General features: G+C 72.7%; 17 protein-coding genes and 1 riboswitch. Of the genes, 4 read left to right on the top strand and 13 right to left on the bottom strand.

Annotated elements, in window-relative coordinates:
• Positions 1-115 precede the first annotated feature (115 nt).
• From ABZT47_RS31605 to ABZT47_RS31580, 6 genes are all read right to left on the bottom strand, one after another.
• Complete coding sequence (locus ABZT47_RS31605; protein WP_354850247.1) at positions 116-1,156, bottom strand: LLM class F420-dependent oxidoreductase; 1,041 nt, start codon at positions 1,154-1,156, stop codon at positions 116-118.
• 172 nt (positions 1,157-1,328) lie between these two features.
• On the bottom strand, positions 1,329-2,132 hold the full coding sequence (locus tag ABZT47_RS31600; protein WP_354850244.1) for an SAM-dependent methyltransferase: 804 nt from the start codon (positions 2,130-2,132) through the stop codon (positions 1,329-1,331).
• Between the two features lie 76 nt (positions 2,133-2,208).
• Entirely contained in the window at positions 2,209-2,784 is a 576-nt protein-coding gene (locus ABZT47_RS31595) for a nucleotidyltransferase family protein (protein ID WP_354850242.1), read from the bottom strand.
• A complete protein-coding gene (locus ABZT47_RS31590; RefSeq protein WP_354850240.1) occupies positions 2,781-3,917 on the bottom strand; it encodes an XdhC/CoxI family protein in 1,137 nt (378 codons plus the stop codon). The genes ABZT47_RS31595 and ABZT47_RS31590 overlap by 4 nt, the downstream gene beginning before the upstream one ends.
• Complete coding sequence (locus tag ABZT47_RS31585; RefSeq protein ID WP_354850237.1) at positions 3,910-5,067, bottom strand: VWA domain-containing protein; 1,158 nt, start codon at positions 5,065-5,067, stop codon at positions 3,910-3,912. The genes ABZT47_RS31590 and ABZT47_RS31585 overlap by 8 nt, the downstream gene beginning before the upstream one ends.
• A complete protein-coding gene (locus ABZT47_RS31580) occupies positions 5,060-5,929 on the bottom strand; it encodes a MoxR family ATPase (protein WP_354850376.1) in 870 nt (289 codons plus the stop codon). The genes ABZT47_RS31585 and ABZT47_RS31580 overlap by 8 nt, the downstream gene beginning before the upstream one ends.
• 412 nt (positions 5,930-6,341) lie before the next feature.
• Between ABZT47_RS31580 and ABZT47_RS31575 the strand changes: the two genes are divergently transcribed.
• Both ABZT47_RS31575 and ABZT47_RS31570 read left to right on the top strand, forming a co-directional pair.
• Positions 6,342-6,818, top strand: a complete 477-nt coding sequence (locus ABZT47_RS31575) for a hypothetical protein (RefSeq protein WP_354850234.1) — start codon at positions 6,342-6,344, stop codon at positions 6,816-6,818.
• Between the two features lie 3 nt (positions 6,819-6,821).
• Positions 6,822-7,967, top strand: coding sequence for an LLM class flavin-dependent oxidoreductase (locus tag ABZT47_RS31570; RefSeq protein ID WP_354850231.1), 1,146 nt, complete (start codon positions 6,822-6,824; stop codon positions 7,965-7,967).
• Positions 7,968-8,089: 122 nt separating this feature from the next.
• Here the strand turns inward: ABZT47_RS31570 and ABZT47_RS31565 are convergent, their stop codons facing one another.
• Positions 8,090-9,223, bottom strand: coding sequence for an epoxide hydrolase (locus ABZT47_RS31565; protein WP_354850229.1), 1,134 nt, complete (start codon positions 9,221-9,223; stop codon positions 8,090-8,092).
• 91 nt (positions 9,224-9,314) lie between these two features.
• Between ABZT47_RS31565 and ABZT47_RS31560 the strand changes: the two genes are divergently transcribed.
• Positions 9,315-10,349 (top strand): YafY family protein, encoded by a 1,035-nt coding sequence (locus ABZT47_RS31560; protein WP_354850226.1) that lies wholly within the window; start codon positions 9,315-9,317, stop codon positions 10,347-10,349.
• Between the two features lie 86 nt (positions 10,350-10,435).
• Here ABZT47_RS31560 and ABZT47_RS31555 read toward each other — a convergent pair whose 3' ends face one another.
• The 6 genes from ABZT47_RS31555 to ABZT47_RS31530 form a co-directional block, all read right to left on the bottom strand.
• The gene (locus ABZT47_RS31555; protein ID WP_354850224.1) at positions 10,436-10,891 is read right to left on the bottom strand and encodes a PH domain-containing protein; all 456 of its coding nucleotides are present in this window, start codon (positions 10,889-10,891) and stop codon (positions 10,436-10,438) included.
• A gap of 72 nt (positions 10,892-10,963) precedes the next feature.
• Positions 10,964-11,434 (bottom strand): 6,7-dimethyl-8-ribityllumazine synthase, encoded by a 471-nt coding sequence (gene ribH, locus ABZT47_RS31550; protein WP_354850221.1) that lies wholly within the window; start codon positions 11,432-11,434, stop codon positions 10,964-10,966.
• Between the two features lie 37 nt (positions 11,435-11,471).
• The gene (locus ABZT47_RS31545) at positions 11,472-12,689 is read right to left on the bottom strand and encodes a bifunctional 3,4-dihydroxy-2-butanone-4-phosphate synthase/GTP cyclohydrolase II (RefSeq protein WP_354850218.1); all 1,218 of its coding nucleotides are present in this window, start codon (positions 12,687-12,689) and stop codon (positions 11,472-11,474) included.
• Positions 12,686-13,306, bottom strand: a complete 621-nt coding sequence (gene pnuC / locus ABZT47_RS31540) for a nicotinamide riboside transporter PnuC (RefSeq protein ID WP_354850215.1) — start codon at positions 13,304-13,306, stop codon at positions 12,686-12,688. The genes ABZT47_RS31545 and pnuC overlap by 4 nt, the downstream gene beginning before the upstream one ends.
• On the bottom strand, positions 13,303-13,911 hold the full coding sequence (locus ABZT47_RS31535) for a riboflavin synthase (RefSeq protein WP_354850212.1): 609 nt from the start codon (positions 13,909-13,911) through the stop codon (positions 13,303-13,305). The genes pnuC and ABZT47_RS31535 overlap by 4 nt, the downstream gene beginning before the upstream one ends.
• A gap of 303 nt (positions 13,912-14,214) precedes the next feature.
• Positions 14,215-14,345: riboswitch (FMN riboswitch) on the bottom strand.
• Positions 14,346-14,439: 94 nt separating this feature from the next.
• Complete coding sequence (locus ABZT47_RS31530; RefSeq protein ID WP_354850209.1) at positions 14,440-15,249, bottom strand: oxygenase MpaB family protein; 810 nt, start codon at positions 15,247-15,249, stop codon at positions 14,440-14,442.
• Positions 15,250-15,653: 404 nt separating this feature from the next.
• On the opposite strand from ABZT47_RS31530, the gene ABZT47_RS31525 reads away from it, so the two are divergent.
• On the top strand, positions 15,654-16,637 hold the full coding sequence (locus ABZT47_RS31525) for an ABC transporter permease (RefSeq protein WP_354850206.1): 984 nt from the start codon (positions 15,654-15,656) through the stop codon (positions 16,635-16,637).
• The last annotated feature ends 16 nt before the right edge of the window (positions 16,638-16,653 follow it).

Here is a 16,653-nt window from a genome sequence, read left to right as displayed (position 1 = left end):
GTTATATGCAGCCGTGCGCATGTTGAGGCCCGGAGCGAAGGGGACGGCCGCGCGGGCGCCTCCGGCCTGGGACTGGGACCGGACGACGCCGCCGCGCGACGCGCCGCGAGACAGGTCAGCCCGCCAGCTCCCTGATCTTCTCGATCAGCGCCAGGCGCTCCTTGTGCGACCCCGCGATCGGGTTGACGTTGATGGTGGTGACCCCCGACTCCCGCAGGGCCGCGACGCGGTCGCGGACGAAGCCCTCGGGGCCGACCAGCGACATCTTCTCCAGCAGTTCCATCGGCACCTGGGCCGCGGCCTCGTCCTTCTTGCCTTCGAGGTAGAGGTCCTGGATGCGCTCGGCCTCCCGCTCGTAGCCGTAGCGCCGCGCCAGGTCGTTGTAGAAGTTCTTGCCCTTGGCGCCCATGCCGCCGATGTAGAGCGCCGCCATCGGCCTGCCGAACTCCAGGTAGCCCGAGACGTCGTCGCCGATCGCCAGGGTGGCCTGGGCGATGACGTCCAGCTCCCCCAGTTCGGGGTCGCGTCTGGCCTTGCCCGCCGCCAGGGACGCGCCCCACACGCCGGCGGCCTTCTCGGGGACGTAGAAGATCGGCTCCCAGCCCTCGGCCAGCTCGGCGGTCAGCTCGACGTTCTTCGGGCCGATGGCCGCCACCACGATCGGGATGCGCGGCCGGACCGGGTGGTTGATCAGCTTGAGCGGTTTGCCCAGGCCGGTGCCCTGCCCGGCGGGGAGCGGCAGGGTGTAGTGGCGGCCCTCGTAGGTCAGCCTCTCGCGCCGCCACACCTTGCGGCAGATCTCGATCACCTCGCGCGTGCGGGCCAGCGGCGCGGTGTAGGGCACGCCGTGGAAGCCCTCGATCACCTGCGGGCCCGAGGCGCCGAGGCCGAGCACGAAACGGCCGTCGGAGACGTAGTCCATGCCGGCCGCCGTCATGGCGAGCAGCGTGGGCGTGCGCGAGTAGATGGGCAGGATGCCGGAGGCGATCTGCAGTCGTTCGGTTCTCGCGGCGATGTAGCCCATCTGGCTCACGGCGTCGAAGCTGTAGGCCTCGGCGACGAAGACGATGTCGAGCCCGGCGCTCTCGTAGTCGGCCAGCTCGGCGACGGTCTCCTTGAACCCCCCGGCGTAGTTCAGTGCCATGCCGATGCGCATCCCGGTCCTCCTACTCGTGGGTAACAGAAGGATGTTCCCCTATTTCGACGGCCAAGGCCAACAGCGGCGTGGCCGGAAGCGGCCACGGCACGCCGAGGACCCCAGGGACGTCAGGGCACACCAGAGCGCGAGGGGATGTGACCAACGGACGCCAGGGGACGCCAGGTTGACGCTAGGGGACGCGGCCGACGCCGCCCAGCACCGGCAGGAACCCCCCGCCCAGCGGCAGGGCGTCCGGGGACGGCCGCCACTCGTTGAGCGGGACGACGCCGGGGTCGATGACCTGCAGCCCGTCGAACAGCCGCAGGATGGACGCGCGCGGCCGGGCCTCCAGGATGGCGTTGGCCGCGCCGTAGACCTTGCGACCCTCGGCCATCTCCGAGGGGAACGCGTCGGAGCCGAGATGCGAGATCACGATGTGGCTGCCGCTCGGCAGCGCCCGGGCGTAGGCGGCGACCAGGCCCCAGGGGTCCTCCTGGTCGGGGACGAAGTGCAGGCACGACACCATGAGCACGCCGACCGGGCGGTCGAGGGCGAAGGTGGCGGGCAGCGCCGAGAAGATCTCGTCGGGGCGACGCAGGTCGGCCTCCAGGAAGGACACCCGCGGGTTGGTGGCGAGCAGCGCCCTGCCGTGGGTGGCCACGACGGGGTCGTTGTCGACGTAGACGACCTGGGCGTCCGGAGCGGCGGCCAGCGCCACCTCGTGCACGTTGTTCTGGGTGGGCAGGCCGGCGCCGAGGTCGAGGAAGCCGCGCACCCCGACCTCGCGGGCCAGGAACCTGACGGCCCTGCCGAGGAAGTCGCGGTTCTCGCGCACCGCCTCCCGCACCTTCCCCTGCGAGATCTCGATCACCTTCTCGGCGGCGGCGCGGTCGGCGGGGAAGTGGTTCTTGCCGCCGAGGTAGTAGTCGTACATCCGGGCGACGTTCGGGCGGCCCACGTCCAGCTCTTTGGAAGGACGCTGCTCGTCCACCATCACCCGTCTCCTCTCCGCCGATGGCATGATCGTACTGCCCGCGCCGGTGGCCGGGAAAGGCGCAGGTCGCGCCGGATCAGCCGTCGCGGGCGCCGAGCGCGTCCAGATCGCCCGGGGTGTCGACGTCCGCGGGGTCGCCGGCGTCGTCGCAGGGCACCGGCATCACCAGCTCAGGATGGGCCCGCAGGAACGGCCGGGCGCCGACGTCGCCCTCGGCGAGCGCCCCGACCTCGGCGAAGTGCTCGCGCGCGATCAGCACCGGGTTGCGCGGCGCGCCGCCGTAGGCGGCCACCGCGACCGTCGCGCCGGCCCGGAAGGCGGCGACCAGGCGGCGCACGGCCTCCGGGCGGATCAGCGGCTGGTCGGCCAGGGCCACCACCACCGCCCCGGCCTCGCCGGGCACCGCCGCCAGCCCGGCGCGCAGGGACGATCCCATGCCGGTGGCCCAGTGCGGGTTGTGCACCTCGACCGCGCCGGGGACCCCTGCGGGCGCCGCGCCCAGCACCACCAGCACCGGGTCGCATCCGCCGTCGCGCAGCAGCCGCACGCCGCGGTCGGCGAGCCGCTCCCCCGCGTACTCCACCAGGGCCTTCGGCGCGCCGAAGCGGCTGCCGCCGCCGGCGGCGAGCAGCAGGCCGGCGACCGGGGTCACGGGCGCTCCTCACGGGGGCCGGTGGCGGTCTCCCCCTGGTCGGCGCCGTGGATGCGGCCGCTGGTCTCGGTCAGCGCCCGCCCCGAGCCGCCCCAGCGGAGCTGGATCAGCTCGGCGGCGATGGACACCGCCGTCTCCTCCGGGGTGCGGGCGCCGAGGTCCAGGCCGATTGGCGAGCGCAGCCGCACCAGGTCGGCCTCGGGCACCCCCGACTCGCGCAGCCGTTCCAGGCGGTCCTCGTGGGTGCGGCGCGAGCCCATGGCGCCGACGTAACCGGCGGGGGTGCGCAGCGCGACCTCCAGCAGCGGCACGTCGAACTTGGGGTCGTGGGTGAGCACGCAGATGACGGTGCGCTCGTCGACCTGCGCGGTGGACAGGTAGTCGTGCGGCCACTTCACCACGACCTCGTCGGCCTCGGGGAAGCGCTTGGCGGTGGCGAACACCGGGCGGGCGTCGCAGACCACGACGTGGTAGCCGAGGAACTTGCCGAGGCGCGCGACGGCGGCGGCGAAGTCGATCGCGCCGAAGACCAGCATGCGCGGCGGAGGGGCGAAAGAGTGGACGAACACCGCCAGGTCGTCCAGCCGCCGCTCGCCCTCGGGGCCGTACCTGCGCACGCCGGTGAGGCCCTGGGCGAGCATGCCGCGCGCGTCGTCGTCCACGGCGGCGTCCAGCCGGGCGGCCCCGAGCGACCCCGACGCCCGGCCGTCCCAGGCGACCCTGCGCGCGCCGACCCGCCCGGGCCCGGACATGACGGTGGCGACCGCGACCGGCTCGTGCCGCCGCACCGACGCGGCGATCTCGCCCAGCTCGGGGAAGGTCCGGCGCGACACCGGCTCGACGAGGATGTCGATGATCCCTCCGCAGGTGAGCCCGACGGAGAAGGCGTCGTCGTCGCTGACCCCGTACCGCTGCAGCACCGGGCGGCCGGTGGCGGTCACCTCCTGAGCCAGCTCGTACACCGCGCCCTCCACGCAGCCGCCGGACACGCTGCCGACGGCCTCCTCGCCGAGGACGGCCATGGAGGCGCCGGGCGGCCTCGGGGCGCTGCGGAAGGTGCCGACCACCGTCGCCAGGCCGAAGGTCTCTCCGGCCTCCCACCACCGCACGATCTGCGACAGCACGTCACGCATGCGACAGCCTTTCCGCCAGTTCCTCGAACGCCGCCAGGCTATGCCCCGCGACGAACGCCCCGACGTGCGGCAACGCCGCGCGCATGCCGCCGGTCAGCGGCAGGTAGCCCTCCCGGCCCTTGTGCGGGTTGACCCACACCACCCGGCGGGCGAGCCGCGACAGCCGCGCCATCTGGGCGCCGAGCAGCGAGGGGTCGCCCCGCTCCCAGCCGTCGGAGGCGATGACCACGACCGCGCCCCGGGCGCAGGACCACCGGTCGAGGAACTCCTTGAGCTCCTCGCCGAGGCGCGTGCCGCCGCTCCAGTCGGGGATCGCCTCGGACACGCGCAGCATCGCGGCGCCGGCGTCGCGCCGGCGCAGTTCGCCGGTGACCCGCGTGAGCCGGGTGCCGACGCTGAAGACCTCGGTGGCGCGCGGCTCGCACCGCACCAGCGCGTGGGCGAAGCGCAGCAGCGTGTCGGCGTAGGGGGCCATCGACCCGCTGACGTCGACCAGCAGGACGACGCGCCGGGGAGTCGCGCGCGGCGCGCGGCGGCGCAGGCGGGCGATCTCCCCGCCTCTGCGCAGGGTCTCGCGCATCGTGCGGCGCGGGTCCAGGATGCCGCGGGCGGCCGGGGTGAACCGCCGGGAGCGGCGCTGCTCGCGGCGGGCGCGCAGCAGGGCGAGCAGGCGGTTGATCTCCTCGCGCTCGGCGGCGGTCAGGCGGGCGACGTCGCGGCGTCTGAGGACCTCGGTGGGGCTGGCCGTCGCCGCGAGGGCCTCCTGGTCGCCGGGCTCGCGCGTCCCGGCGCCGTCCGCGGCGGCGACGTGCCGGACGACGGTGACCGCCGGCGGGGCCGCGCGGCCGGCGCGGGCGCGGTCGCCGCCGAAGTAGGCGGCGAAGCACCGGTCGTAGCGGGGCAGGTCGTCGGGGCCGGCGCACAGGGTCAGGCGGCCGGCCCAGTAGACGCTCCCCGAATCTCCGGCGCCGAGATGGCCCGCGGCGCGCAGGAACGCCTGGGTGCGCTCGTGGTCGGCGGGAACGCCGGCCGCCCGCAGCGTGCGGGCGAACCCCGTCATGGTCGCCGTCATGCTCGCGGTCATGGTCGCGGCGACCCCCTCGCCCGGCCGCGCTCCGGCGGCGGTGCGGCGGGGGCCGCCCTCACGCATGGCGCAGCAGGCCGTTCGCCAGGGCGGCCTGCTGGTCCTCGCGGTACTTCAGCACCGCGCCCAGCGTCGCGGCGGCGAGCCCCGGGTCCAGGTCGCGGGCGCCGAGGGTGAGCAGGGCCTGCGTCCAGTCGAGGGTCTCGGCGACGCCCGGCGGCTTGAGCAGGCCGGCGCCGCGCAGCCGGCCCGCCGCGGCGGCCACCTGGCCGGCGAGGGTCTCGGTGCAGTCGGGCAGCCGCCGGAGCAGGATGGCGACCTCCCGGTCGAAGGACGGGTGCTCCAGCCAGTGGTACAGGCACCGGCGCTTGAGCGCGTCGTGCACGTCGCGGGTGCGGTTGGAGGTGACGACCACGACGGGCGGCGTCTCGGCCCTGACCGTGCCCAGCTCGGGGATGGAGATGGTGAAGTCGGACAGCACCTCCAGCAGGAACGCCTCGAACTCGTCGTCGGCCCGGTCGACCTCGTCGACCAGGAGCACGCTGGGCCGGGTCTCCAGCGCCCGCAGCAGCGGGCGGGCGATCAGGAAGCGCCGGTCGTACAGCTCGCCCTCCAGCCGGGCGGCCTCGCCCGCGCCGGTCGCGCCGGTGGCCTCGGCGGCCTTCAGGTGCAGGAGCTGGCGGGCGAAGTCCCAGTCGTAGAGCGCCTGGGCGGCGTCGAGGCCCTCGTAGCACTGCAGGCGGATCAGCGGCGCGCCGAGCACGGCGGCGAGGGTCTTGGCCAGTTCGGTCTTGCCGACGCCGGCCTCCCCTTCCAGGAACAGGGGGCGGCCCATTCTCAGCGCGAGGAAGCACGCGGTCGCGAGCCCCTCGTCGGCGAGGTACGCCCGCTCGCCGAGCAGGCCGGCCAGCACGGCGGGGCTCTCGATCTCGCGGACTCGCGATGTCTCTTGCCGCACCCCCTCAGATTACGCGCCACCCGGGCCCCTCGCCCCTGCCCGGACAGGCCCGTCCGGCGTATTACCTATTGACTTGGTAGGTTTAGGGGGCAACCATGAGGGGACGCCCCCACGCGACGATCCTGCGAGGTCCTCCCATGTCCTCCCCCGCACTGGACGCCCAGACGGTGCGCGGACCGGCCGCCCCCCTGGTGACCACCCACCGGCCGCCCCGTCCCCGCACCGCTCCCGCCCGGTCCATGGCATGGCAACGCGGACGCCGGCCTCGGCTTCATGATCAACGACGCGCGCGAGTTCCTGCGCCCCGACGTCATCGTCGTCGGCTGGAAGATCGGCGGGGTGTTGCCGACAAGAAGGAGAACTGTCCTTCAAGGACATCACGGTGAGCTACCTGCAGCCCGCCGACGCGCTGGCCGCCTTCACCTCCGGGCGCGTCGACGCCTGGGCCATCTGGGACCCCTATACCTCACAGGCGCGCATCGGCAACGCCGCCAAGGTGCTGGTCGACGGCGAGGGCTACGCCTTCCAGGTCGCCGGACGGGCCGCGCTCGCCGACCAGGCCAAGGCCGGGGCGATCCGCGACTACCTCGCCCGGCTGCAACGCGCCAAGATCTGGGCCAACACCCACCAGGCCGAGTGGGCGAAGGTCTGGGCGAAGGAGACGGGCCTGCCGCTCCCGGTCACCACCGCCGCCGCGGGCAACCGCACGACCACCCCGGTGCCCATCGACGACACCGTCATCGCCTCCGAGCAGGAGATGGCCGACGCCTTCACCGCCGAGGGGCTGATCCCGGGCAAGGTCGCCTTCGCCGACCACACCGACCGCCGCTTCAACGACATCGTCACGAAGGACGCCTGAGCCATGACCCTGAAGTTCCACTGGTTCCTGCCCACCTCCGGCGACAGCAGGGCGATCATCGGCGGGGGCCACGGGCTCTCGCGCGGCCACGGCCGCAGCGCCGCGGCCGCCTACCGGCCCCCGTCGGTCGACTACCTCGGGCAGATCGCCCGCTCGGCCGAGCAGCTCGGGTTCGAGGCGGTGCTCACCCCGACCGGCACCTGGTGCGAGGACGCCTGGCTGGTCACCGCGGCGCTCACCCAGCAGACCACGCGGCTGAAGTTCCTGGTCGCCTTCCGTCCCGGCTTCCTGTCGCCCACCCTGGCGGCGCAGATGGCCGCCACCTACCAGCGCATCTCCGGCGGCCGGCTCCTGCTCAACATCGTGACCGGCGGCGAGGGCGCCGAGCAGCGCCGCTTCGGCGACCACCTGTCCAAGGACGAGCGGTACGCGCGCACCGACGAGTTCCTGTCGGTGGTGCGCGGGGCGTGGAGCGGCGTCCCCTACGACTTCTCCGGCGCCTACTACCAGGTGGAGGGCGCCACGGTCGCCGAGGCGCCCGACCCGGTGCCCGAGCTGTACTTCGGCGGATCCTCCCCGGCGGCGGGCGCGGTCGCCGCCCGGCACGTGCAGACCTACCTCACCTGGGGCGAGCCGCCCGCCCAGGTCGCCGAGAAGCTCGCCTGGGTGCGCGGGCTGGCCGCCGAGCAGGGGCGCACGCTGCGGTTCGGCATCCGGCTGCACGTGATCACCCGGGACACCTCTGAGGAGGCGTGGGCCGAGGCCGGCCGTCTGCTGTCGCGCATCGACCCCGCCGACATCGCGGCCGCGCAGCGCACTCTGGCCCGCAGCGAGTCGGTCGGGCAGAAGCGCATGCTGGCGCTGCACGAGGGCTACCGGCGTGACGGCGGCGATCCGCACGAGCTGGAGGTGTACCCGAACCTGTGGGCGGGGGTCGGCCTGGTGCGCGGCGGCGCGGGCACCGCGCTGGTGGGCAGCCACGCCGAGGTGGCCGGTCTCATCGAGGAGTACGCCGCCCTGGGCATCACCGAGTTCGTCCTGTCGGGCTACCCGCACCTGGAGGAGGCCTACTGGTTCGGCGAAGGCGTCCTGCCCGGACTCCACCGCCGCGGCGCCCTCGACCGCGCCCTCACCCCCGTCACCGTCTGACCCGCCCTCCTTCCCTCCCCTGGGGTATCCGTCCGCTTCAGATCTTCAGCGCGTGGCTCTCGTGAATGTGCCCGGCCTGGGCCGCGGCGCCCGGCGAGGACGACGCGGCCGTTCCGCGACGGTCAGCGGACCTTGGCGAAGAACGCGCGGAGGTCGGCGGCGAGGTGGTCCGGCTGGTCCATGGCGATGAAGTGGTGGCCGCCGGGGTTGTCCTGCGGCCAGTGGACGATGGTGTTGTGGCGTTCGGCGAGCCGGCGGATTCCGGGCGGTCCGCTGTAGACGCCGGTCGGTACGGCCATCTGTCCCTCCGGCCAGCCGAAACCGGTGCTGTCGTAGTACGGCCAGGCCGACGTCCCGAACGTCCCGGTGAACCAGTACAGGCTCACGTTGGTGAGGAACAGGTCGCGGTCGATCACCTGCTCGAGCGGCCTGCCGGAGGCGTTGAACTCATGGAACTTCTGCGTCATCCAGGCCAGTGCCGCGATCGGGGAGTCGTGCCATCCGTGGGCGAAGGTCTGCGGCGCCGCGCGCAACAGCGCATGGTGGTCGACTCCGTTCATCCAGTCCTGTCGCTGAAACCACGCGAAGGCCGCCCGCTCCTCCTCGGTCATGTCCGGAAGGTCCTTCTCGGTGGGAAAGCCGAGGCCGCTGACGACGTAGACGCCGGCCACGTGGTCCGGAGCGGCCTTGGCCACCTCCGGCGCGACGTAGGCGCCGAAATCTCCGCCCTGCGCGCCGTACCGCTCGTAACCGAGACGGCGCATCAGCTCCGTCCAGACGCGCGCCACACGCGCCGCGGTCCATCCTGTCCCGCGCGGCGGTGCGGAGAAGCCGAAGCCCGGCAGGGAGGGCACGACGACATGGAACGCTTCGGCGGGATCACCGCCGTGCGCGCGGGGATCGGTGAGCCGGCCGATGAGATGGGCGAACTCCGCGAAGGAGTTCGGCCAGCCGTGCGTGAGGATGAGCGGGAGAGCGTCGGGCTCGGCTGAGCGCACGTGCAGGAAATGGATCTCCTGACCGTCGATCTCGGTCATGAACTGCGCGAACCCGTTCAGTCGCGCCTCGTGCGTGCGCCAGTCGTACTCCTCGCGCCAGTAGCGGGCCAGTTCCCGGAGGTAGGTGACGGGGACGCCGCGAGTCCATCCGCCGCCGGGCAGTTCGCGAGGCCACCGGGTGCGGTCCAGCCGGTGGTGCAGGTCGTCCAGGTCGGCCTGGGCGATGTCGATCTGGAAGGGACGGATGTGGGTGCTCATGCTTCTCTCCCGATGTGCCGCGATGACGGGATCGACGCTAGAGGCCATATAGGCCGGATCCTGACCTACATGGCCGGGCATGCTGGAGGCCATGGGAGACATGCCCGCACGCCTGCTCGATCTGCTGTCATTGCTGCAGAGTCCGCGCGACTGGCCGGGGAGCGAGTTGGCCGGGCGCCTCGGGGTAAGCCGCCGCACCGTCCGCCGCGACATCGACCGCCTGCGCGAGCTGGGATATCCGGTGCGGGCGGCGATGGGCGCGGTGGGCGGCTATCGGCTCGCCGCGGGCACGGCCATGCCGCCGTTGCTGCTGGACGACGAGGAGGCGGTGGCCATCGCCGTGGGCCTGCGCACCGCGGCCTCGCATCCGGTGGCCGGCATCGAGGAGGCGTCGGTACGTGCTCTGGCCAAGCTGGAGCAGGTCCTGCCGTCCCGGCTGCGGCACCGAGCAGGCGTGCTCGCCGCGGCGACCGTGACGATGCCGCCCGGAGGCGAGGCGCCCGTCGACCCGCGGAATCTGGTGGTGCTCGCCGCGGCCGCCACCAACCGTGAACGCCTGCGCTTCGCCTACCGGTCCGGCGACGGCACCGAGACCAGGCGCCTGACCGAGCCGTACCGCCTGGTGGCGGCGGGGCGCCGCTGGTATCTGCTGGCGTACGACAACGACCGCGACGACTGGCGCTTCTTCCGCGTCGACCGCATCGGCGAGCCGCAGGCGACCGGCGTGCGGGTCCCGGCCCGTGTGCCGCCCGAACAGGACGCGGCCGCGTTCGTCACCGGCAAGATGTACTCGCTCGCGCCCACCTACCAGGTGGTGGCGACCTTGCACCTTCCGGCCGGCCAGGTGAGAAGCCGGCTCGGCCCCGCCGCGGGAGAGGTCGAACCGATCGGCGAGCGTAGCTGCCGCCTGCGGGGACCGGCCGACACCCTGGAGTGGACGGCGGCGCGCCTGCTCATGCTGGGCTGCGAGTTCGAGGTGCACGAGCCGCCCGAGCTGTCGGCGTATCTGCGCGAACTGGGCGCCCGCGCCACCCGCGCCGCCCAGCCTCCCGGCGGAGCCGGCGACGCACCGGGCTCCGGCGGCCCGGACGACACGCGCACCCTGTCACCCGGGTCCGAAACCTGACAGGTCCTGCCTGGACTCCACCGCCGAGGCGCCCCGAACCCGCCCCCCGTCCCGGTCACCGGCCTGCGGCATGTCCCCCCTCTTCTTCAGCCGCGGTCGGGGGCTTCGCCGTAGGTGTGGATGAGGGCGCGGAGTTCGGCCACGGCCTTGCGGGAGCGGGCCTTCTCGGCGCCCTGGATGCCCATGGCGCCGACGCTGGACCCGTCGGCCAGGTCGAGCTTGGGCCACGGCTCGCCCTCGGGCATGGTCACGCCCAGCACCTCGGGCCACTCGTACCGGTGGACGCGCACGGCGTTGACGACGGTGATGCCGCGGTCGTCGGCCTCCACCCGCAGCCGGCCGAGCAGGTGGAGGATGAAGCCGACCAGGCACCCGAAGGCCACCAGGCCGATGCGGTCGGGCAGCTTGAACGGCGCCGGGAGCACCAGGGCCAGTACGAGCGACCCCACGACCATCACCGTGGCGAACCCGTAGGCCAGGATCATGGCCCGGCGCGGACGCCAGGTCATCGGCAGGGGCGGCGTCTGCTCCGTGTCAGGCACGGCGGCCCGTCCGGCGGTGGGGGCAGGTCGGCCGGCGGGCCGGTCGGCTGGTTGAACGGCGCGGCAAATCGCTCATCCCTTCAGGTCACGCAGCACCATCGCTGTCTCGAGAGCCGCGACCGTGGCCTCGTACCCCTTGTCCTCATGGCTGCCGGGGAGGCCCGCGCGGTCGACGGCCTGATCAAGGTTGTCACATGTCAGCACCCCGTTGCCCACCGGAGTCGACTCGTCCAGGGACACCCGGGTCAGTCCGGATGTGACCGAGTCGCAGACGTACTGGAAGTGGGCGGTCTCGCCGCGGACGACCACGCCGAGGGCGACGACCGCGTCGCAGCGCCGCGCCAGAGCCTGGGCGACGACCGGGACCTCCAGGGAGCCCGCGACCCGGACGGTGACCCACTCGGCCCCGCACTCCTTGGCCGCCTGCTCCGCGCGGGCCACCAGCTGGTCGGTGATCTCCTGGTGCCAGCGGGCCGCGACGATGCCGACCCGCAGTCCCTCGGCGACGACGGGGGCGGCCTGGGGCCGTCCGGTACCGCTCACCGGTGCTCCTCTCTCGCCGAGGCCGGCGTGGGCCGGCTCATCGGACGCCTTCGATCTGGTGGCCGAGGCGGTCGCGCTTGGCCGTCAGGTACTTGATGTTGTACTGGTTGGCGGCGGCGGGCATGGCCTCGCGGCCGAGCACCTTGATGCCGTAGCCGTCCAGCCCGCGCAGCTTGGCCGGGTTGTTGGTCAGCACGCGCACCGACTTGACCCCGAGGTCGGCCAGCATCTGGCCGGCGTTGGAGAACTCGCGGGCGTCCACCGGCAGGCCGAGCTCCAGGTTGGCGTCCACGGTGTCGCTGCCGTTGTCCTGCAGGCTGTAGGCCCGCAGCTTGGCCAGCAGGCCGATGCCGCGGCCCTCGTGCCCGCGCAGGTAGACGATCACTCCCCTGCCCTCGGCGGCGACGGCGCGCATGGCGTGGTCGAGCTGCACCCCGCAGTCGCAGCGCAGCGAACCCAGGACGTCCCCGGTCAGGCACTCGCTGTGGGCGCGGACCAGGATGTTCTCCCCGTCGCCGAGGTCGCCGTACACCAGGGCGAGGTGCTCGCCGCCGTCGATGCCGCTGGCGAAGCCGTAGGCCCGCCACACGCCGTAGCGGTTGGGGATCTCGGTGACCGCGACCCGCTGGACCACCCGTTCGGTGCGGCGGCGGTACTCGGCGAGCTGCTCGATGGACACCAGCGCCAGGTCGTGCTCGTCGGCGAACACCCGCAGCTCGGGCAGGCGCGCCATCGTCCCGTCGTCGTTGACGATCTCGGCCAGCACGCCTGCGGGGGTGAGCCCGGCCAGCCGGGCGAGGTCGACGGCGGCCTCGGTGTGGCCGCGCCGGGCGAGCACGCCACCCTCGTGGTAGCGCAGCGGGAAGATGTGGCCCGGCCGCGCCAGCTCGAACGGCTCGGTGGCCGAGTCCGCCAGCGTGCGGATGGTCTTGGCGCGGTCGGCGGCCGAGATGCCGGTGCTCACCCCGTCGCGGGCGTCCACGCTGATGGTGTAGGCGGTGCGCAGCCGCTCGCGGTTCTGGTGGACCATGAGCGGCAGGCCGAGGCGGTCCAGGTCCCGCCCGAGCATGGGGACGCAGATCACGCCGCTGGTGTAGCGGATGGTGAAGGCCAGCAGCTCCGGGGTCGCCTTGGAGGCGGCGAAGATGATGTCGCCCTCGTTCTCGCGGTTCTCGTCGTCGACGACGACCACCGGCCTGCCGCGGCCGATGTCGTCGATCGCCCGCTCGATCGGGTCCAGCGTGATGTCGCTCATGCCGTTGCCACCTCCAGTCCGCGGCTGTACTGCCGCCGCCATTCGCGGATCCCGAGCAGGACCATGACGAAGAAGATTCCGTAGACGACGCCGGAGACGACCAGGCCGGAACCGAACGCCAGGGGCACGCCGACGAGGTCGACGGCGATCCAGATCCACCAGAAGTCGATCAGGGCCCTGCCCTGGGCGTAGGTCGCGATGGCGCTGCCGACGAAGATGTAGGCGTCGGGGAGCGGCGCCCACGACCAGCCGGTGACCGAGAAGAACAGGGCGACCAGCGCGGTCGCGGCCACCATGACCGCGACCAGCGTGAGGCGCTCGCGGGTGCGCCCGGGACGCACGGGCAGCGGCTCGCCGTCCCTGGTGCCGCGCATCCAGCGGAACCAGCCGTAGAGGGCCAGCAGGCCGAACATCGCCTGCTTCAGCGCGTTGCCGGTGATGTGGGCCTGGACGGAGGCGACGAACAGCAGCACCGAGCCGACGAGCTGCACCGGCCAGGTCCAGATGGTGCGCTTCATGGCGAGCACGACGGTGGACAGCGCGCAGATGTTGCCGACCAGGTCGGTCCACAGCACGTGCTGGCCGAGCAGGTCGAAGCCGGCCTCGGTCCAGCTCATGACGCCACGCCCTGTCCCCGGGGGGCGAGGAGCTTCTCGACGTACTTGGCGATGACGTCGACCTCGAGGTTGACCGGGTCGCCGGGCTTCTTGGTTCCGAGGGTGGTGAGCCCGAGGGTGGTGGGGATGAGGCTGACGGCGAACGCGCCGGGCTCCACGGCGGCGACGGTGAGGCTGACGCCGTCGACGGCGATCGAGCCCTTCTCGACCACGTACCGGTCGAGCTCGGCGGGCAGGGACACCCGCACGATCTCCCAGTGCTCGGCGGGCTCGCGCGCGAGCACGACGCCGGTGCCGTCCACGTGGCCCTGGACGATGTGACCGCCGAGCCGCTGGTCGGCGCGCACGGCCCGTTCGAGGTTGACCGGGTCGCCGGGGGTGAGCGCGCCGAGCGAGCTGCGGTCGAGGGTCTCCTTCATCACGTCGGCGGTGAAGGTCTCGCCCTCGACGGTGACGACGGTCAGGCAGACCCCGTTGACCGAGATCGACTCTCCGTGGCGGGCCCCGGGGGCGACGGCCGGGCCGCGGACGGAGAAGCGTGCCGCGTCGGGCAGCGCCTCCACCGCGGCGATCTCGCCGAGCTCCTCGACGATTCCTGTGAACATCAGATCTCCTTGTGCGACGCGACCGGCGGCGGGCCGGAGCGCGAGCCGTTCAGTGGCGTGCGTGAGGGACCAACCCACCGGGGCGTCCGCCTCTTCCGCGCCTCGGGCGCGGCACGGGGGACCCGCGTCGGGGTGTGCACGGCAACGGACGGCGCGGCGCGCTCTGCGGCGCGGCACGCGGGATACGATGATCGGCCCACCCGGCCCCTCCTACTCGCCAGTAGCTTTCTTGCCACGGCGGGCCCCGGGGTGATCGGGTGCGGCACGCACCACGAAGGCGCACGGCGACGGATCGCCGGACGCTCGCGCGCTTCCTCCCATCCGGACTTTCACCGTCGGTCCTGGAATTCCACCAGGTCAACCGGCCGATGGACTCGGCCGGGTCGCGGACTGTCACCGCCGGTTCGGAATTTCACCGACCCCGGAGCACGCTGCTCTGCTCTCAGTGTGCCACGCTCGGCAAAGCGGGCGTAACCCGCGAGAACCCCTATGGTCAACAAGCGCTTGGTAGGTGGGGTACCCCCGGGGTCAGGCCGCCGACATCAGCTTCCGGGCGCGCCGGGCGTCCGGGCTGTAGCGCAGCCCCTCGGGGATCACCCGCGTGCCGTGGTACAGCGCCTTGAGCGCCACGCCCGCCCACACGTCCTCCAGCGGGGTCGCCGGCAGCCGGTACAGCCGCCGGGCCCAGCGCGGCAGCGTGGCGAACGCGAGCAGGGTGATGAGCGGGACGGCCGGCTTGAGCGCGGCGAGGCGCGCGGGCACCGGGGCGTTCAGCGACAGCAGCAGCGGATGGGCCGCCTCGGGCACCAGGTACAGGCCCGGGCGCCGGTCCTCGATGTAGGCGCGCATCTCGGCCACCGAGCCGGGCACGTCGTCCTCGGCCAGCCCGACGAGCGCGGCCGAGCGCCGCTGCTCGGCGACGAACCGGTCGGCATCCTCGGCGCTGAGCCGCACGCCCGCGCGGCGGGCCACCGTCAGGTAGGAGTCGACCTCGCCGACGTGGACCCAGCGCAGCGCGTCGGGGTCGTCGAGCCGGAAGTCCTCGCCGGTGTCGGGGTCGTGCGCGGTCAGCCTGGCGTGGATCTTGCGCACCCGGGCGCCCGCCTTGCCGGCCTCGGCCGTGGTGCCGTAGGTGCGGACCCGGACGAACTCGGTGGTGCGCCAGAAACGCGCCCACGCCTCGTCGGGGTCCAGCAGGGCGGAGTTCTGCACCAGGCCGCGCATCGCCCGCGGGTGCAGGCCCTGCATGAGCAGCGCGCGGAAGCCGCCGACGAACTGGACGGGCTCCCCCATCACCCGCCAGGTCACCGACTGCGGACCGAAGAGCCCGTGGTCCATCGCGCACACCTCCGCAGAACCCGTAAGTGACGCGTTACCCCGGATTCCGCCGTCCACACCGGGAACCGCGCAGGAGGCGGCACTTTTACGAGGGACGCCTGTTATGCGGACGGTCACGTCATGGCCAGGTCATGGCTGTGTCACAAAATCGTGACACAGCGCGCGACAGGGGATCCATAGTGTGTCGTACGCCATCACCGCAGGTCAATGGGGTAGCGGACACAACCTGATTGACATTGCACAACGAACGTTAAAAAGAACCTCCGCGGGCGGCCAGGAGATTGACCAACGGCTAATTAATTGCCAAAGTTCCCTCTAGTCACGATTTACTGCGATCAGATCTCTGGGGTGGCACCCGCACAATGGCTCTCCCCTCTCCGGCAAGGACCGAAGGCTCCGACCCCGTGGACGCCGTCCAGGCCGCGACCGCCGGCACCGGCGCGACCACCCTCGTGGGCCGCTCGCCGGCCCAGCTCATGTGGCGGCGCTTCCGCCGCGACAAGACGGGCGTGGTCTCCGCCGTCATCGTCGTGTTCTTCGTCCTGGTCGCGCTCGGCGCGCCGCTGATCTCGGCGGTGTACGGCAAGGACCCCTACACGACCTACGGGCTGGACAACCCCGGGCTGCTCAACGCCTACGGCTTCCCGATCCTGCCGAACGGCGGCATCAGCTCGCAGTTCTGGTTCGGCATCGAACCCGGGCTCGGCCGCGACGTGTTCACGCAACTCGTCTACGGCATCCGCACCTCACTGCTGATCGCCCTGGCCGCCACGATCATCACGACGGTGCTCGGCATCGTGGTGGGCATCGTCGCCGGGTACGCGGGAGGGCGCACCGACTACCTCATCGGCCGCGCCATCGACGTCCTGCTGTCCTTCCCCTCGACGCTGTTCATCATCGCCTTCATGCCCGTGCTGGAGAACCTCCTGGTCAAGCCGGACGAGGAGACCCCGGTGTGGCTGCGCGCCGCCGCGCTGATCATCTTCTTGACCGTGTTCGGCTGGGCCGGGCTGGCGCGCCTGCTGCGCGGCAACGTGCTGTCGCTGCGCGAGCGGGAGTTCGTGGAGGCCGCCCGGGTCACCGGCGCATCTCCGGCCCGGATCATCTTCAAGGAGCTGCTGCCCAACCTGTGGACGCCGATCCTCATCCAGTCGACGCTGCTGCTGCCGGCGCTGGTCACCTCCGAGGCGGCGCTGTCCTTCCTCGGCGTCGGCATGATCGAGCCGGTCCCCGACTGGGGCCGCATGTTCCTGCGCGGCACCGAGGTCTACCAGTCCGACATCACCTACCTGATGTTCCCCGGCATCGCGCTCCTCATCTTCGTCATCGCCTTCAACCTCCTGGGTGACTCTGTCCGGGACGCCTTCGACCCGAGGATCAGACATTGACCCGGCCACGCACCCT

The organism is Sphaerisporangium sp. NPDC005289 (assembly GCF_040607455.1).
Lineage (GTDB): Bacteria > Actinomycetota > Actinomycetes > Streptosporangiales > Streptosporangiaceae > Sphaerisporangium > Sphaerisporangium rhizosphaerae.
This window is presented reverse-complemented; position numbering and strand designations above follow the sequence as displayed.

Excerpts from the sequence above, each read along its gene's own strand:
- ABZT47_RS31585 (WP_354850237.1), bottom strand. The coding sequence starts at position 5,067 with ATGCGTGAGGGCGGCCCCCGCCGCACCGCCGCCGGAGCGCGGCCGGGC.
- ABZT47_RS31570 (WP_354850231.1), top strand. The coding sequence starts at position 6,822 with ATGACCCTGAAGTTCCACTGGTTCCTGCCCACCTCCGGCGACAGCAGG.
- ABZT47_RS31600 (WP_354850244.1), bottom strand. The coding sequence starts at position 2,132 with ATGGTGGACGAGCAGCGTCCTTCCAAAGAGCTGGACGTGGGCCGCCCG.
- pnuC (WP_354850215.1), bottom strand. The coding sequence starts at position 13,306 with ATGAGCTGGACCGAGGCCGGCTTCGACCTGCTCGGCCAGCACGTGCTG.
- ABZT47_RS31605 (WP_354850247.1), bottom strand. The coding sequence starts at position 1,156 with ATGCGCATCGGCATGGCACTGAACTACGCCGGGGGGTTCAAGGAGACC.
- ABZT47_RS31545 (WP_354850218.1), bottom strand. The coding sequence starts at position 12,689 with ATGAGCGACATCACGCTGGACCCGATCGAGCGGGCGATCGACGACATC.
- ABZT47_RS31565 (WP_354850229.1), bottom strand. The coding sequence starts at position 9,223 with ATGAGCACCCACATCCGTCCCTTCCAGATCGACATCGCCCAGGCCGAC.
- ABZT47_RS31535 (WP_354850212.1), bottom strand. The coding sequence starts at position 13,911 with ATGTTCACAGGAATCGTCGAGGAGCTCGGCGAGATCGCCGCGGTGGAG.
- ABZT47_RS31560 (WP_354850226.1), top strand. The coding sequence starts at position 9,315 with ATGGGAGACATGCCCGCACGCCTGCTCGATCTGCTGTCATTGCTGCAG.
- ABZT47_RS31590 (WP_354850240.1), bottom strand. The coding sequence starts at position 3,917 with ATGCGTGACGTGCTGTCGCAGATCGTGCGGTGGTGGGAGGCCGGAGAG.
- ABZT47_RS31530 (WP_354850209.1), bottom strand. The coding sequence starts at position 15,249 with ATGGACCACGGGCTCTTCGGTCCGCAGTCGGTGACCTGGCGGGTGATG.